The 16066-nt window shown below is 75.0% G+C and carries 12 protein-coding genes; 4 read left to right on the top strand and 8 right to left on the bottom strand.

The genetic code is table 11. The features are described from left to right. From VFG42_RS12530 to VFG42_RS12510, 5 genes are all read right to left on the bottom strand, one after another. Window positions 1–1638: an ABC transporter substrate-binding protein gene (locus tag VFG42_RS12530; RefSeq protein WP_324908866.1), complete on the bottom strand. Its 1638-nt coding sequence runs from the start codon at window positions 1636–1638 to the stop codon at window positions 1–3. A gap of 4 nt (window positions 1639–1642) precedes the next feature. Then, window positions 1643–2443, bottom strand: coding sequence for an alpha/beta fold hydrolase (locus VFG42_RS12525; protein WP_324908864.1), 801 nt, complete (start codon window positions 2441–2443; stop codon window positions 1643–1645). Window positions 2444–2682: 239 nt separating this feature from the next. Beyond that, complete coding sequence (locus VFG42_RS12520) at window positions 2683–3891, bottom strand: PucR family transcriptional regulator (RefSeq protein WP_324908862.1); 1209 nt, start codon at window positions 3889–3891, stop codon at window positions 2683–2685. Between the two features lie 60 nt (window positions 3892–3951). Next, a complete protein-coding gene (locus tag VFG42_RS12515) occupies window positions 3952–4446 on the bottom strand; it encodes a DUF6328 family protein (protein ID WP_324908860.1) in 495 nt (164 codons plus the stop codon). Between the two features lie 45 nt (window positions 4447–4491). Then, window positions 4492–5253, bottom strand: a complete 762-nt coding sequence (locus tag VFG42_RS12510; protein ID WP_324908858.1) for a SigB/SigF/SigG family RNA polymerase sigma factor — start codon at window positions 5251–5253, stop codon at window positions 4492–4494. Window positions 5254–5388: 135 nt separating this feature from the next. Between VFG42_RS12510 and VFG42_RS12505 the strand changes: the two genes are divergently transcribed. After that, a complete protein-coding gene (locus VFG42_RS12505) occupies window positions 5389–6648 on the top strand; it encodes a MerR family transcriptional regulator (RefSeq protein ID WP_324908856.1) in 1260 nt (419 codons plus the stop codon). Here VFG42_RS12505 and VFG42_RS12500 read toward each other — a convergent pair. Continuing rightward, the gene (locus tag VFG42_RS12500; RefSeq protein ID WP_324908854.1) at window positions 6578–7357 is read right to left on the bottom strand and encodes a SigB/SigF/SigG family RNA polymerase sigma factor; all 780 of its coding nucleotides are present in this window, start codon (window positions 7355–7357) and stop codon (window positions 6578–6580) included. The two genes, VFG42_RS12505 and VFG42_RS12500, sit on opposite strands and share 71 nt — an antisense overlap. Window positions 7358–7482: 125 nt before the next feature. Between VFG42_RS12500 and VFG42_RS12495 the strand changes: the two genes are divergently transcribed. From VFG42_RS12495 to VFG42_RS12485, 3 genes are all read left to right on the top strand, one after another. Then, window positions 7483–8178 (top strand): ANTAR domain-containing response regulator, encoded by a 696-nt coding sequence (locus VFG42_RS12495; protein WP_324908852.1) that lies wholly within the window; start codon window positions 7483–7485, stop codon window positions 8176–8178. Between the two features lie 74 nt (window positions 8179–8252). Further along, on the top strand, window positions 8253–8420 hold the full coding sequence (locus tag VFG42_RS12490; protein ID WP_324908850.1) for a hypothetical protein: 168 nt from the start codon (window positions 8253–8255) through the stop codon (window positions 8418–8420). Window positions 8421–8436: 16 nt separating this feature from the next. Continuing rightward, window positions 8437–9336: a YihY/virulence factor BrkB family protein gene (locus VFG42_RS12485; protein WP_324908848.1), complete on the top strand. Its 900-nt coding sequence runs from the start codon at window positions 8437–8439 to the stop codon at window positions 9334–9336. Window positions 9337–9373: 37 nt separating this feature from the next. On the opposite strand, the gene VFG42_RS12480 is transcribed toward VFG42_RS12485, so the two are convergent. Next, window positions 9374–13072, bottom strand: a complete 3699-nt coding sequence (locus tag VFG42_RS12480) for a UvrD-helicase domain-containing protein (protein ID WP_324908846.1) — start codon at window positions 13070–13072, stop codon at window positions 9374–9376. After that, window positions 13057–15978, bottom strand: coding sequence for a PD-(D/E)XK nuclease family protein (locus VFG42_RS12475; protein ID WP_324908844.1), 2922 nt, complete (start codon window positions 15976–15978; stop codon window positions 13057–13059). Before VFG42_RS12475 ends, VFG42_RS12480 begins: the two co-directional genes overlap by 16 nt. Between the last annotated feature and the right edge of the window lie 88 nt (window positions 15979–16066).

The following is a 16066-nucleotide window of genomic DNA, read 5'->3' as shown; positions in this document are numbered from 1 at the left end:
CTAGCGCTCCGGCGACCGCAGCGACGTCGGGATGTAGACCTTCAGGTTGCCCTGAGGGACGAACGTCAGCTCCGGCTTCCAGGCCCACAGCGCCTGGCGCTGGGCGACCGGAACGAGATCGGCCGACTTGTACAACTCGGTCTCGGCCTTCGACCAGGCCTCGCAGCCGGCCGCGCCGCCGAGCTTCTTGGCGCTCGCCGAGAGGCGGTCGTAGACCGGGTTGTCGATCTTGCCGATGTTGGTGCCGTTGGGCGGCGCGGCGCCCTGGACCAGCGTGTCGACCGCCGAGGGGAACGACGACGGCGGGTAGAGCGCGGTGACGTCCCAGCTCCCGCCGCTGATCAGCGTCTGGTCGATCGCCGCCGTCGGCTTCGGGTTCAGGCGCAGGTCGACGCCGAGGGCCTTCCAGGCGCCCTGGAGGTACTCGAACGCCGACGCCTCGTCGGGCGGGAACAGCGCCTGCAGCGTCAGCGGCCGGCCGTCCTTGCGCAGCGTCCCGCCGCCGCCGGCCCTCCAGCCGTCGTCGGCCAGCCGCTGCTTGGCCTGCGCGACGTCGCCCTTGGGCAGCGCGCCGGTCACGTCGTAGCCGCAGGCGATCGGCTCGGTGCCCGCGACGCCGGTGGCGGGGCCGCCGAAGCCCGAGGTGAGCACCCGCGCGAAGGCCGCGCGGTCGATGACCGAGGTCAGCGCCTCGCGCACGGCCTCGCTCGCCATCGGCCGGCCCGGCGCCTGGTTGTAGAGCAGCGACTCGGAGCGGATCTTCAGCGCCCGCATGTCGAGCTTGCCCTTGCCGGCGCCCTGCACGCGCGAGACCTCGGCGCCCTGGAAGGCGGCGACGTCGAGCTGGCCGCCGATCAGCAGGTTGGCCGCGGTCGTCTCGTTGGTGACGACGCGCACCGTGACCGACTCGGGGAAGCCCGCGGCCGCGGTGCCGGCGCCGTCGGCGCCCCACTTGTAGTCCTTGCGTCGGGTCAGGACGTAGCGGTCGCCCGGCGTCGCCGACGTGAGGACGAACGGGCCGCTGCCCGCGCCCTTGCTCGTCAGCAGCTTGTCGTTCTTCAGGCCGGCCGGGCACACGATGTAGATGTGCGCGAGCGCCTCCAGGAAGAACGAGTTGGGGCGGTCGAGCGCGATGCTGACGATGCCCTTCGCGTCGTCGGCGTGGACGTCGAACTTGTTGGTGTTCAACCGCAGGTTGGGGACCGGGAGGCTCGGATCCTCCATGCGCTTGAAGTTGTCCCTCACCAGCGACGCGGTGACCGGCGTGCCGTCGGCGCACGTCGCGTCCTTGCGCAGGGTGAACGTCAGCTTGCGCGCGCCGCCCTTCCACGCGGTCGCCAGGCCGCTGACGACCTTGCCGTTGGCGTCGAGGTGGACCAGGGGGTCGTAGATCAGCTGGTGCAGCGACTCGCCGTCGCCCGACCCCGCCGCGGGATCCAGCGACCCGGGATCCTCGGGGACCGCGACCGTGATCGGGCGCCCGGGCGCGCCGGGCGCGTTGCTCGGCGCGGTGGCGGGCTTGCCGCCGGCGTCGGCGGAGAGGCCCGTCGCGCCGGAGCCGCCGCCCGATCCGCCGCACGCGGCGAGGCCGGCCGCGCCCGCGAGGGCGAGCGCGGCGAGGATGGCTCGATCGCGCACGGGATCAGGCCGCCGCGGGGATCGAGGCCACGAAGGCCCGCAGCAGCGCCTCGAAGCGCGCCGGGTCCTCGACGAACGGCTGGTGGCCGCACTCCTCCCAGACCAGCAGCTCCGCGTGCGGCATCAACTGCTGCAGGTACTGGGACTCCTCCGGCGGAAGGACCTGGTCGTGGCGGCCGGCGAGGATCAGCGTCGGCACCTTCACGGTGCGCAGCTCGGTCGAGTAGTCGGTCTCCACGCGGCGGTGCAGCAGGGCGAGCAGGCCCTCAAGGTCGAAGGCCATCAGGTCGCGCTCGAAGTGCCAGATGCGCTCGGGGTGCGCGGCCTGGAAGGAGGCCGGGTAGAGCCCGTCGCGCACCAGCGCGGGCAGCGCGCCGATGCCGTCGCGGCGGGCGACGTCCTCGACGGGCGCCAGCTCCTTGGACGGCCCCGGGCCGTGGCGGCCGTCGACGCCGCTGCCGACGAACACGAGCACGTCGACCAGCCGCGGATGGTGGACGGCGAGCGCCTGGGCGACCATGCCGCCCATCGACTGGCCGACGACGACGGCGCGGTCGACGCCGATCCGCTCGCACAGCCGCGCGACGTCGTCGGCGAGCTGCTCGACGGAGACCGGCCCGGGCACGACGTCGGTGCGGCCGGAGTTGCGCAGGTCGGGGGCGACGCAGCGGAAGTCGTCGCGGAAGGCGTCCAGCTGCGCCTCCCAGATGCGATGGCACGCGCCGAGCCCGTGGAGGAACAGCAGGACCTGCCCCTCCCCCTCGTCGATCACGTTCATGCGGATGTCGTCCAGGTCGATCAGCACGTCTTCTCCTCCTCCTGATCCGGGCGTGCGCGAGCGAAGACGGCCGCGCGTCCCTTCGGAAAACCATTCGTTGCCAGGCCATGCGCAGCCGCGGCGTCGAGGACGGGTACCGCTCGGCGTCGCCGCGTCTGCGGGGCTCTCTCCAGCCCGCGGCCAGTGTCGCCGAGCGCTCGCGCCGCGCGCTCTACGGGATTCGCAGAAGGTCCGCGGCGCCTTTGCGGCTTCCGCAGACGGCGCGGCTACGCCGTGCTGCCGTGCTGTCGCGCCAGCAGGCGGTGGATGCGCAGGGCGCAGGCGATCTCGGTGCTGCGCGCCGCGATCGGGCGGCCGAGGAGCTCCTCGGCGGAGTGGATCCGGTAGGCGACCGTGCGGTCGCCGATCCCCAGCCGGGCGGCGGCCGCCGTCGCGTTCATCGAGCTGGCGAGGTAGACCTCGAGCGTCCCGCGCAACCGCTCCATGCGGGCGTCCTCGGCGGTCAAGGCCTTCAACTCGCCCTGCACGAACGCGCGGGCGGCCATCTCGTCGCCGAGCGACATCGCCTCGACCGCGACGTCGTCGTAGTGCACCAGGCAGGAGCCGAGCAGCACCGCGACGCGGTAGGCGGCCTGGGCCTGGCGGTGCGTCTCGCGGAAGCCCTCGATGCCGGACGCGGGATCGCCGACGCCGGCGACGACGCCGTCGGCCAGCTCCAGCTCGTCCAGCCGCATGAGCGGCTGGGCGCGCTGCTCGGGCGCGCTGATCCACGCCCAGACGATCCCGTCGCCGACCGACAGGGCCAGCAGCCGCAGGCCGCGGGCGCTGGCGCCGCGGCGGATCTCCTCCTCGGCGTCGGCGCCGACGGCGACCAGGCCGAGGTGGCGCCCGTCCATCGCGTAGCCGAGGTCGCCGCCGTCGACCGGCAGCCCGCTGAGCACGTCCCGCACGATCTGGACGCGTCGGCGCAGGCTGCTGCGCGTCCAGCGCTCGTGCTCGCGCGCGTACTCCTCGACGATCTGCGAGATCATCTCGTCGATGTAGGCGAACAGGAACCGCGAGCCGGTCACCAGCGCGACGTCGAGCTCCGGGCCGTGGTGGCGGCGCTCCATGCAGGCGGTCAGGAACGCCTCCAGCAGCACCGCCTGCCCGACGCGATAGGTCTGCATCATCGCGGTCATCGGGATGCCGGCGTTCGCGCTGGCCCGCGCCCCGGCGAACGCCTCGCCCGGGCCGACCTCGGGCGGCTTGCGGTCGCTGCGCAGCCCGGCGAGGATCACCCGGCAGTTGCCGTAGCAGGAATCGCGCAGCACGCCCCATAGCTCAGGGTGCCTGACGACGTCGAACTTCGGGATCTCGTCCCGCATCTGCTGCATCATCCTGGGCACGAGATCGTCGAGGCCGGCTTCGAGCTCGACGCTGATCTCGTACAGGATGCGTTCAGCGCTGAGCTCGCTCGTCCCCCGACGCACCATCTCCGACGCCGCACAGTCTCAGGGCGCGGGCGACGTTGTCAAGCCGCGCCCAGGCCGCGGTCACCACTCGGCCTTGCCCCTCGCGCGGCGCCGCAGGGCGAGGCCGAACCACAGCCAGCCGAAGAGCGAGATCGTGCAGGCGACGGTGATCGCCACCGTGACCGAGTTGTAGAGGAAGTCGGTCAGCAGCATGATGGCGCCGGTCATCGCGAGCGCCAGCAGCGCCATGCCGGTGATCGTCTGGCGCGTGGCCAGCTCGATCAGGTAGGGCTTCTGGTGGTGGCGGAACGTCAGGCGGTGGAACGCCGACGGCGCCATCAGGAACGCGGCGCTGGCCGCGGTCAGGACCAGGGTGACGAAGTAGACCGTGCGCTGGAAGTCGGTCGTCTGGCCGAAGCGCTGCTGGAAGGGCACGGTCAGCAGGAAGCCGAACAGCAGCTGCACGCCGGGCATCAGCACGCGCAGCTCGTTGAGCAGCTCGATCAGCTCGCGGTCGAGCCGCTCCGCGTCGTCCTCGTCGGATCGGGCCTGGTGCTTGGACTCGTCGGGCGCCATGGGCTGACGCCCGGAGTCCTATCCGATGCGGCGGTCAGGTCATGCTCACGCGGCGGCCGGGACCGTGATGCGCTCGCGCAGCTGCTGGACCGTGCGGCGGATCAGCCGCGAGACGTGCATCTGCGAGATCCCGATGTGCTCGGCGATCTCGCGCTGGGTCAGGCCCTCGTAGTAGCGCAGGCGCACGATCTCGCGCTCGCGCGGCGCCAGCTCCTCGAGGCCGTCGGCGAGCATCGCGCGCGCCTCGGCGCGCTCGAAGCCGTGGTCGTCGTCGCCGATCGCCTCCAGCGGGCCGGTGCCGTCCTGGAACGGCTGGTCGAGGCTGAGCGTGCGGTAGGCCTCGGCGGCGGCCAGCGCCTCCATCACGCGCTCCTCGTCGGCGCCGGTGGCGCGGGCCAGCTCGGCGACCGTGGGCGAGCGCGCGAGGTCGTGCACGAGCCGCTCGCGGGCGGCGCCGATCTTGCCGCTCAGCTCCTGGATCTCGCGCGGCACGCGCATCATCCAGCCGCGGTCGCGGAAGTGGCGCTTGAGCTCGCCGGCGATCGTGGGGACGGCGTAGGTGGCGAAGCGGACCTCGCGGCTGAGGTCGAAGCGGTCGATCGCCTTGATGAGGCCCACGCAGGCGACCTGCTCGAGGTCGTCCAGCGGCTCGCCCTTGTTGGCGTAGCGGCGCGCGAGGCTGCGCGCCAGCGGCAGCATGCGCGCCGCCACCTCGTCGCGGGCGGCGCGGTCGCCCTGGGTGTGCCATCGCCGCAGCAGCGCGCGCACGTCATCGCCGCCCGCCGTCGTTGCCGTCGTCGGGTCCATCGTTCCTCCCGGTTGTCCCTGCCCTGCCATCCCCAGAAGTGGGGATGGGCCGTATCCTCACTTTTGGGGATGGCGCCGCAAGGTGGACACGCATGGTCAGGCGTCGGATTGGCGACAACTGACACCATGCCGGGGGTGGACAGGGGTGGACAGACGGTCTCCGCGACGCGCTTCGCGGAGCTGACGGGCGTCTCGCGCGAGCGACTGCGCACGTGGGAGCGGCGGTTCGGGTTCCCGGAGCCGGTGCGGGTCGGGTCCGGGCCGCGGCGCTACCTGGTCGCCGACGCGCCGCGCGTGGTGGCGGTGCGGTTCTCCGCGCAGGCCGGCACGCCGCTGGAGACGGCGATCGCGGACGCGCGCGCGGCCGCGCCGCTGGAGGCGCCGTCGGGCGACGCGTTCCGGGCGGCGGTCGAGCACGCGCCGGTGCCGGTCGCGCTGGTGTCGGGACCGGAGCCGGTCGTGCTGGCCTGGGCCAACGGCGCGCTGCGGGGGATCGAGGGCGCGCCCGCGCCGGGCGAGACGTTGGCGCGGATCGTGGCGTCGCCGCGCGCGGGCGCGCTGCTGCACGAGCACTTCACGCGTGACACGCAGGCGGCCGAGCTCGAGCACCCGCCGTGGGGCGGCAGCGTGACCGCGCCGGGCAGCGCGGCGGTGACCGCGCGGTCGATCGTCTACCGGCTGCCCGCCGCGCCCGGCGAGCGCCCGCTGCTGGCGATCGTCGGGATCGAGACGCGCGGCGAGCACGAGGCGCGCGCGGCGCTGGCGCGCTCCGAGCTGCGGCTGGCGCGGCTGGAGCGCCAGGCCGAGCGCCACGAGCGCTGGCTGGACGCGCTCGGCGCGCTGGCCTCCGAGTTCCAGCACGAGCCCGGGCCGGACGTGATCGCCTCGGCGCTGGACGTGCTGATCCGCCAGACCGAGGCGGTCGACGTCGGGCTGGCCTCCTACGTGAGCGGGCGCCTGGAGCTGCACGGGACGCGGCGCGGCGCGCTGGGCGCCACGGCGCTGACGGTCGCCGCGCACCCGCAGGTGGGCCGCGCGCTGCGCGACGTCGACGGCGCATGGCTGGACGAGCCGACCGCGCGGTCGCTCGGCGTGCCCGCGGGGCTGCACGCGGTCGGCGTGCCGGTCGCCGTGGCCGGCGAGGTCCTCGGGCTGTTGGTGATGGTCTTCGACGAGGTCGAGCCGCTGGACGACGACAACCGCCGGCTGCTGGGGGCGATCAGCGCGGCGATCGGCTTCGCGCTGCTGCGCGACCGGCTGGTGCGCGAGCTGGCGGCGTCGGCGGGCGCGAGCGGGGACGCGGGCGCGGACGGGGACGCGGGCGCTATGGCTCCGGCGACCGGGCCGGAGCGTCCTGGGCGGCGCTTCGCAGCCGCGTCACCGCCTGACGGATGAGCCGCGAGACCTGCATCTGCGAGACGCCGATGATCTCGCCGATCTCGGCCTGGGTCAGGTCCTCCTCGAAGCGCAGCCGCAGGACCTCGCGCTCGCGCGGCGTGATCGAGCGCATGAGGCGGTCGATCGTCGCGCGCTCCTCGGCGCGGGCGTAGTTGTCGTCGTGGTCGCCGATGGTGTCGGCGAGCGTGTCGCCCGGCTCGGCCTCGGCGCCGCGCGGCGTGTCCAGCGACGTGGCGTGGTAGGCGCCGGCGGCCTCCAGCGCCTCCAGCGCCTGCTCCTCGGAGCACCCCAGCTGCTCGGCGAGCTCGGGCACGGTCGGCTGGCGGTGCAGCTTGCGGGTCAGCTCGCCCACCGTGCGCTCGGCCTTCAGCGCCATCTCCTGGAGGTCGCGCGGGACGCGGACCGACCACGTCCGGTCGCGGAAGTGGCGCTTGATCTCGCCGAGGATCGTCGGGACCGCGTAGGAGGAGAACGCGACGTCGCGCGACGGGTCGAAGCGGTCGATGGCCTTCACGAGGCCGAGGCTCGCGACCTGCATGAGGTCGTCGAACGGCTCCTCGGGGCGCTGGTAGCGGCGGGCGAGCCGGCGGGCGAGCGGCAGGTAGCGCTCGACGAGCGCCGCGCGCAGGGCCGGGTCGCCCGGGCTCTGGGCCAGGCGGGAGAAGAGGAGGCGTTCCTCCCGAGCGCGGTCGGCGTCGTGCAGCAAAGGCGGAAAGGATGAGGCGAGGCACGTCGCGCCGGGGTCTGGGGCGCTGAGTCGGACGCAAGGCGGGGTTTGGGCCTTGCGAGGCACGAGGAAGTATAGGCGGCGTGAGTACGAGCACGGACAGCTTGAGGATCTTGGCCGCCGACGAGGATCAGGCGGCGCTGGCACGCACCGCGAAGATGCTCGGCGCGATGGGCCACGACGTGACCGCGACCGCGGTCGACCTGGCCCAGGTGACCGAGGCGATCGCGCGCGAGGAGCCGGAGCTGTCGGTCGTCGTCGTGCATCGCGACGACGAGCACGCGCTGGACCTGATCGAGGAGATCAGCGCGTTCGCGACCGGTCCGGTGATCGCGCTGCTGGCCGAGGACGACGCGGAGTTCGCCCGCCGGGCGGCCGAGCGCGGGATCTACGCGGCGGTGCGCGACGGCGACCCGGCCGCGATCCAGAGCGCGATCGAGATCGCCCTGCGCCGCCATGCGGAGACCGAGCGGCTGGTGAAGCAGGTCGACCGGTTGGAGGGCGCGCTGGAGCGCCGGGCGGTGATCGAGCGGGCCAAGGGCATCCTGATGGAGCGCCACAGCATCGGCGACCGCGAGGCCTTCGACCGGGTCCGGGCCCACGCGCGGTCGCACAACCGGACGGTCGTCGACGTGGCGACGGCGGTGACCGAGGGTCATGCGCTGCTGGGGACGTCGGGAGCGGACGGGAGCGCCGGCGAGGCGCGCGGCGCCGGGGACGTGCCGGGTGGCGGCGGCGGGCGGGGCGGCGAGGCGCGCGGCGCCGGGGACGGACCGGGCGGCGGCGGGCGGGGCGCGTAGTCCAGAACGCTCCGGGGCGCTTCTCGGATCGATCTCGCTGCATGGTCCGCCCGCTGTCTGGGAACTAGACCACCATGATCGGTGTTCTCATCGCAGTTCTGGTTGCCGCCCTGGTGTACTGGCTGTGCGTCGCGCTCGGCCTGCCCGCGATCGTCGGCATCGTCGCCGCGATCCTGGTGCTGATCAGCGGGGTCGGCACGGGTGGCTACGGCTTGCGGCTGGGTGGCCGCAATCGCCTCTAGCGCCGCGCGTTCGGGCTTGACCTTCCGGCGCGGGGGCGCGTCGTCGTACCTCGGCGCCGCCAAGCGCGCGTTCTCCGAGTTCCGCCGCCACCAGATGACCGACGTGGCGGCGGCGCTCACCTACTACGCCATGATGTCGCTCTTCCCGGCGGTCGTCCTGGCGACCTCGCTGTTCTCGCTGATCGGCGACGAGCAGACCGTCAGCAACGCGGTGGACTACCTCGCCCGCCAGGGCGCCGACGCCGACACGCAGAACGCCATCCGCGCGGTGATGGACAAGATCGTCAGCGCGTCGGGCGGCGCGGTGTCGGTGGCGCTGGCGATCTCGGTCGCGATCGCGCTCAACGGCGCCTCGGGCGCGTTCGGCGCGGCGGGCCGGGCGCTGAACAGGGTCTTCCGCGTCGAGGACGACCGCGGCTTCGTGCGCAAGAAGCTGACCGACCTCGGCATGACGCTGATGATCGTCGTGCTGCTGTTGGTGGTCATGGCCGCGCTGTTCCTCGGCGGCGGCTTCGCGGAGGACCTGCTGGGCGCGATCGGGCTGGGCTCGACCGCGTCGCTGATCTGGTCGCTCGTCCGCTGGCCGATCGCCCTGGCCGGCATGTTGATGGCCTACGCGTTGATCTACACCTACGCGCCCGACGTCCACAGCGGGCGGCTGCGCTGGATCACGCCGGGCGCGGTGGCCGGCGTGGCGATCTGGATCGCCGCCTCGATCGGCTTCGGCATCTACATCAGGCACTTCTCGTCCTACGGCGCGGCCTACGGAGCGGCGGGCGCGGTCATCGTCCTGCTGCTGTGGCTGTGGCTGTCGTCGTGCGCGTTCCTGTACGGCGCGGAGCTCAACGCCGAGCTGGACCGCGCCCGACGCGCCGCCGCCGGCGGGCCGCCGGCGATGTCGCCGGCGCCGCGCTGAGGGGCGGGCGCGCGAGCGCGGGGGCGGCGCGGGCGCGTCAGCCGACCGGCTCGGGCTCCTCGCGCAGCGTCAGCTCCTCGGGGTGGTGGCAGAGCGCGCGCCGGCCGGGGCAGGTGAGGCAGAGCGCGCGGTGTGGGCGGTCGGTGGGGACGAAGCGTCCGGCGGCGATGCCCTCGACGCGCTCGTCGAGCTCGGCGCGCAGCCGCGGGATGTGCGAGCGGTCGTAGACGGCGACCGCCGGCTCGCCCGCGCGATGGAGGAACAGGTGGGCGACCTCGACGTCGGTCGCCCCCGCGCCGAGCGCCGCGAGCGCGTAGATGCGCCGCTGGGCGCCGTAGTCGGCCTCGACGTAGGCCTCCAGGTCGGTCTCGGGCCCGACGACGTCGGACTTGTAGTCGACGACCAGCGCCGAGCCGTCGGGCTCGAAGGCCAGCACGTCGATGACGCCGTTGAGCAGCGGCGCGTGCTCGTCGCCCAGGCCGACGACGAACCCGTGCTCGCGGCGGACGTCGGTCGCCGTGGCCAGCCGCTCGGCCAGCGACGAGTCGGCGAAGGCCGCGACGAGCTGCTGGAGGTCGGCGACGTCGGCGTCGGTCAGCTCCGCCTCGTGGAGCGCGGCGACCTGGCGGACGGCCTCCTCGGTCGGCGCCTGCGGACGCGCGAAGTCGAGGTCCTCGAGCAGCGCGTGCGCGAGCGACCCGCGCGTCAGCGCGTCCAGCCCGCCCTCGACCGGCCCGGCCGGGCGCTCGGCCCGCGCCGATCGAGACCCGCCGGAGTCGTCGCGCGGAAGGCGCAGGACGCGCTCGAGGTACCAGCGATACGCGCACCGGTCGTAGGCGGCCAGCGAGCTGTAGGACAACGTCGCGGGCAGCGGGCGCGGCGGCGCGGCCCGCGGGGCGCGCGCGGCGGGGACCGCGGGCGACCCAGCGGGCGCGACGGGCGCGGGCGGCGTGGCGGGCGCGGGCTCCTCCGCGAAGACGCGCCGAGGCTCGTGTGGGGGTGGCGCGAAGAGGTCGAGGGTCAGCTGGCCGCCGGGATCCTCCGGGACCGGTTCGGCGTGGCCTGGCCCGGCGGCTTCGGCGGCGATGGGTGACGGTGTGGTCGGAGGTTGCGCGGGCGGTTGTTGGTGGAGTTGGAGGGCGATGCGTGGGTGGGTGGTGGTTGGGTCGGGGTCGCCGAGCGTGGCGGCGGCGGGTCCGGCGTCGTCGTCGGCGGCGGCGGCGGCCAGCGTCTCGCTCAGCCCCGCGACCAGGCGCGGGGCCAGCCAGCGGACGGGCGCGACGGCGGGTTGCGGGCCGGCCAGCCACTTGTCGGGGTCGAAGGTGCCGGAGAGGATCAGGCGCTCCTCGGCGCGGGTCATCGCGACGTGGAGGATGCGGCGCTCCTCCTCGGCGTCGGCGAGCTGGCGCTCCTCGCGCAGCGCCTCCCAGTCCAGCGCGTTGGCACGGCCGCCGTCGACGGTGCGCAAGCGCAGGCCGACGCGGTCGCCGTCGACGAGCAGGTCGGCGGCCTGGTTCTGGGGCGCGCGGCCGAGGTCGGCCACGACCACGATCGGGAACTCCAGGCCCTTGGCCGCGTGCATGGTCATCAACCTGATCGCCGTCGCGTCGCCCAGCTCGACGGGCGCGTCGGTCTCGCGGGCCTCGGCCTCCAGCTCGGCGGTCGCGAGGTCGATCAGCCCGCGGACGTCGCGGCCGCGGCGCGCCTCGAACGCCGCCGCCAGCCGCTGGAGCTTCAGCACGTTGGCCCAGCGACGGCGGCCGCCCGGCAGCCCGAGCACGTGCAGGTCGTAGCCCGTCCGGTCGACGACGCGCTCCAGCAGCTCGTCGAGCCCGCGCCGGGGCGCGTGCCGGCGCTCCCGCGCGAACCACGGGCAGAAGTTCTCAAGCGCGATGCGGTCGGCGTCGGGCAGCAGGTCGGCCAGCTCGGCCGACAGCGGATCCAGCGCCTCCCAGCGCTCCCCCGCCCGCGCGCCGCGCGCGACGATCGCCAGCCCGTCGGCGCTCAGCCCGACCAGCGGCGAGGCCAACAACCCCAACAACGCCAGCTCGTCGCGCGGGTTGGCCAGCGCGCCGAGGTACGCGCAGAGGTCCAGCACCTGCTGGCGGCCCCAATACCCGCCGCCGCCCGCCGCCAGCGTCGAGAGCCCCTGCTCCTCGATCGCCCGCTCGAAGACCGCCATGTCGGTCGCCGCGCGCAGCAGCACCACGACGTCGCTCGGCGTCACGCCCTCCTCGCGGACCAACGCCGCGATCCGCGCGGCGACGACCCGCGCCTCGGCCCGCCGCTTGGCCGTCGCCTGCGGCAGCGACGCCAGCGTCTCCGGCGGCCAGGCCTCGACCGCGTCGGCGTCGGTCAGCAGCAGCTCGACCGCCGGCCCGCCGTCGCCCGGCTCCCGCCCGGCGACGAACGGGACGTGCGCCGCGCCGTGCAGGTCGCCCATCGCCTCGTCGAGCACGTGCAGGATGTCGGGCCGGCTGCGGAAGTTCATCGCCAGCTCGGCCGCCGCGCCGCGCGTGGCCAGCGCCGCCCGCTGCGCCCGGAAGATCCCGACGTCCGCGTGGCGGAACCCGTAGATCGACTGCAGCTCGTCGCCGACGACGAACCGCTCCCGCCCCAACAGCTCCAACAACTGCAGCTGCGTGGCGTTGGTGTCCTGGAACTCGTCGACCATCACCCGCTGGAAGCGCTCGGCGTAGGCGGAGCGGATGGCGTCCGCCTCGGCGAGCAGGTCGCGGGTCAGCAGCTCGAGGTCGTCGAAGTCCAGCGCCGCGCGCGCCCGCTTGGCGCGCGCGTACTCGTCGGCGTACGCGCCGAGCAGCTCGTCCAGCAGCACGACCGTCCGCGCCGCCAGCGCGTCGCGCCAGCCGGTCGAGAACGCCTCCAGCGCCTCCAGGTAGGCGGCGCACCCGTCGCCCTGCAAGGCCTTCGTGTTGCCCGGCCTGAACGCGGCCGCGTCGAGGTCGGCCAGCGCCGGGACCTCGGCGTCGGCCGCCAGCAGCGACCGGCAGCGCGCGAGCGCCGCCCGCGCCCCCACGACCGACCTGCGCTCGTCGGCCGGGTCCAGCTCGGCCTCGGCGCGCGCCAGCGCGGCGGCCAGCGGCGCGGCGTCGGGCGGCGCCACCGCGCGCACCGAGGGCAGGTGCGGCCGCGTCATGCCGCCGCTGCGCAGCTGGTCGTGGACGTCGCCGATCAGCTTGGCCAGCTGGTCGACCCCGTAGGCCGCGACGACGTCCAGCGCGTCCGTGCGGTCGTCGCTCAGGAACGTCGCCAGCGCGCGCTCGAAGGAGCCGCCGCGCACGTCGCGCGCCTCGGCCTCCTCCAGGACGCCGAACGCCGGGTCCAGGCCCGCCCGCACCGCGTGCGCGCGCAGGATCCGCGCGCACAGGCCGTGGAACGTGGAGATCCAGGCGGCGTCGAGGTCGCGGGCGCGGTCGCGCCGCCCCAGCTCCACGAACCGCGCCCGCACGCGCGTGCGCAGCTCCCCCGCCGCCTTGTCGGTGAACGTGATCGCCAGGATCCGTCCCGGCTCGACGCCGTCCTCCAGCACCGAGCGCACGAAGCGCTCGCTCAACACGGAGGTCTTGCCCGACCCCGCGTTGGCCGACAGCAGCAGCGAGCCCTCGCGGCGCGCGATCGCGTCGGCCTGCTCGGGCGTGAACGGCAGCCCGCCGCGCCCGATCATGGCGCCGTCCTCGGCGTACAGCGACGCGGGCCCGCTCACGCGCTCACGCACCGGCAGATCGTGGGGAACGCGCAGCCGCCGACGTAGGCGCACGAGTCCGGCGAGGGCTCCAGCGCGCCCGCGCGGATCTCGGCGACCGCGGTCCGCGCCGCCTCGGCGCACGCGTTCAGCAGCGCCTCCAGCTCGTGTTCGTCGACGCGGTCGTTGCCGACCATCGACAGCCCCGGATCGGCGTCGCGCAGCACCGCGCCGCGCGGCCGCGACTCGGTCCCGCCCAACGGCTGGTAGAGCCCGCCGACCGGCTCCAGCCCGAGCACGCCGCGGACGGCCAACATGTACAACGCGATCTGGAGCTTGCCCTTCTCCAGCCACTTGGCCTGCTCGGTGGCGGTCTTGCCCTTGTAGTCGTAGACGATGGCCTCGCGACCGCTCGCGTCGGTGTCGACGCGGTCGATCCGGCCCGCCAGCCGCAGCGCGCCGTCGTCGAGCTCCAGGGCCGGGTGGGGATCCTCGGCCATCCCGAACTTCACCTCGAAGCGCGCCGGCCGCAGCGACGAGCCCGCGTGCGCGGCGAACTCGAGGTAGCGCACGAGGTCGACCTCCAGCCGCCGCAGCGCGCTGCGCAGCCGCTCGGGGTTCGGAGAGATCTTGTAGTCCTCGGCGTGCTCGTCCATCGCGCGGCGCACGAGCGCGCGCGCCTCGGGCAGCCGCTCGGGCGACAGGCCGCCGTCGGCCGCCAGCTCCGACAGCGCGATCTCCAGCACGCGGTGGGCCAGCTCGCCGCGGATCATCGGCTCGGGGTCGGGCACGAGCGCCTCCGGCCGCAGATGGCGCTCGACGAACCACTTGACCGGGCACGACGTCCAGACCTCCAGCTGCGACGCCGACCACGTGTGGCGCTCGCGCAGCGGCCCCAGCGCGGCGGGGGACGCCAGGTGCCCGATGACCGGCGGCGTCGCGGGCGGCGCGGCCGCAGCGGCGAAGCGCGCGGCCTCGCGCTCGGTCGGCGCGGCGTCGCCCGGCCAGCCGGCGGCGCCCAGCTCGCGCCGCAGCGGGCGCTCGGCCCATCCGGGAGCGAGCAGGTCGGCGACGTCGTCCACCAGCAACGACCGGACCGAGGGCGCGCCGTCGTCGGTCGCCGCGTGCCACGAGAGCCCCAACACCGCCGTCGGCCGCGAGACCACGGAGTAGAAGAACAGGCGCTCGACGTTCAGCGCGTCCTCGTGCAGGCGCAGCCGCAGGCCCGAGGCGGCGTTGATCGCGCGGCGCTCGTCGTCTCCGAGGAACGGCTCGGGCTTGGCCGGCGCCGGGAAGACGCCCTCCTGCAACCCCAAGCAGAACAGCGCGCGCACGCGGCGGGCGCGCAGCGACTGCGGCCGGGTGACCGTGACCCGCCCGGCGCCCGCCTGCGAGCCGACGTAGACCTCCAGCGCGTCGAGCGTCGCCGCCAGCTCGGCGGGCCCGGGCTGCAGCTCGCCCGGGAGCTGGCCCAGCTCGCGCAGCGCGCGCCGGACCTGCGCGGCGACGCGCGCGTCCAGCTCGCCCTCGGCGTCGAAGACCGGCGCGGTGCGGCGGTACGGCGCGGCCAGCAGCGTGGCGGCCTCGGCGTCGACGCGCTCGGCCAGCGCCTTGACGCCGCCGCGCTCGTAGGCCGCCGCGAGGTGGTCCAGCGCCTCCAGCGACCAGCGCTCCCGCTCCCACAGCGCGCGCGCCTGCTTGGCCGTCCGAGCGCCCTCCTGGCGCGCGCGGGCCTCCAGGCGGTCGGCGAACGCGGGCGTGCGCAGCAGGCCGGGCGTGCGCAGCCACGCCAGCAGCTCGTCGGCCGAGGCGTCCAGCAGGGCGCAGCGCAGCATCGCGATCAGCCCGCGCCCGAGCGCGGTGTGGCCGACGCGGATCGTCCGGCGCACCGCGGCGGGCACGTCGTAGCCGCGCAGGACGAGGTCGATCAGCGGCGCGGCGGCGTCGAGGCCGCGGTGGACGATCGCGATCTCCTCGGGCGGGACGCCGTCCTCGCGGATGAGGCGCGCGACCTCGGCGGCGACCAGCTCGACCTCCGCGCGCTCCCCGCCCCCTTCGAGCGCGACGATCGCCGGGCCGGGATCGGGGCGGTCCTCGGAGGCGGCGTCGCGCTCCGGCTCGTACAGCGCGCGCTCGACGTGGTGCAGCACGGGCGCGTCGTAGTAGTCGGGCACCGCGGGCTGGACGTCCTCGGTCGCGCCCAGCGCCAGCAGCTCCTGGTGCAGCGTCGCGCGGGCGGCGAACGCGGCGCGGCCGGGCTCGAAGGTCAACGACAGGACGACCTCGGCGCCGACCGCGTTGGCCAGCGTGTCGATCACGTCGCGCTGCAGCGGCGTGAGGTCGTCGAACCCGTACAGGAAGACCGGCGTGCCGCCCCAGCGCCGCGGGTCCTTCCGCAGCGCGTCGAGCACGGCGGTGACGTGCTGCGGGCGGTCGCGCCGCCCGGTCCGCTCGGCGGCGCGACGGTAGGCGAGCACGAGCGCCCCGAGCTCCTCGGCGAAGCCCGCGCGGCCGGGCTCCTGGGCCGCCCAGGCGCGCAGCGCGGCGACGAAGCGCGGCGGCTCGACCCGCGCCTCCCCCAGCTCGTTGGCGAACGCCACCAGCGCCGCGGGGAAGCCGGGCGTGGCCGCCGCGGCCCGCAGGCGGTCCAGCGACGTGCCGGCGATCGCCGCGGCCGCCACGCGCTCGGCCTGCAGCGTCGTGAGCGTCCGGCCGGGGATCCCGGCGCGGCGGCCCAGCTCCCGCTCCAGGCCGTTGAAGCGCTCGACGCGGACGCCGAGGACCGTGCCGCCCGCGGCCAGCTCGCGACGGTAGATGTCGACGTCGGCGACCGTCGGGACGACGAGCAGCGGCGAGGCGGCGGCACGCTGCCGCGCGCGCTCGAGGACGACGCGCGCCTTCGCCGCGTTGGCGGGGCCGGTGACGAGATGGAGGGGCATGACGGGTCCGACAGGGTGGCATCGCCACCCGACGGTGTTGCGAAACCGCGGCGCGCCGCCGCTCTTCGTCTCGGTTTGCGGGAGGTTC

Source organism: Baekduia sp., assembly GCF_035685985.1.
Lineage (GTDB): Bacteria > Actinomycetota > Thermoleophilia > Solirubrobacterales > Solirubrobacteraceae > Baekduia.
This window is presented reverse-complemented; position numbering and strand designations above follow the sequence as displayed.

What these genes read in the sequence shown, in the direction of transcription:
- VFG42_RS12520 (WP_324908862.1), bottom strand. Translation starts at nt 3,891, where the DNA reads ATGGTGCGTCGGGGGACGAGCGAGCTCAGCGCTGAACGCATCCTGTAC.
- VFG42_RS12515 (WP_324908860.1), bottom strand. Translation starts at nt 4,446, where the DNA reads ATGGCGCCCGACGAGTCCAAGCACCAGGCCCGATCCGACGAGGACGAC.
- VFG42_RS12510 (WP_324908858.1), bottom strand. Translation starts at nt 5,253, where the DNA reads ATGGACCCGACGACGGCAACGACGGCGGGCGGCGATGACGTGCGCGCG.
- VFG42_RS12490 (WP_324908850.1), top strand. Translation starts at nt 8,253, where the DNA reads ATGATCGGTGTTCTCATCGCAGTTCTGGTTGCCGCCCTGGTGTACTGG.
- VFG42_RS12475 (WP_324908844.1), bottom strand. Translation starts at nt 15,978, where the DNA reads ATGCCCCTCCATCTCGTCACCGGCCCCGCCAACGCGGCGAAGGCGCGC.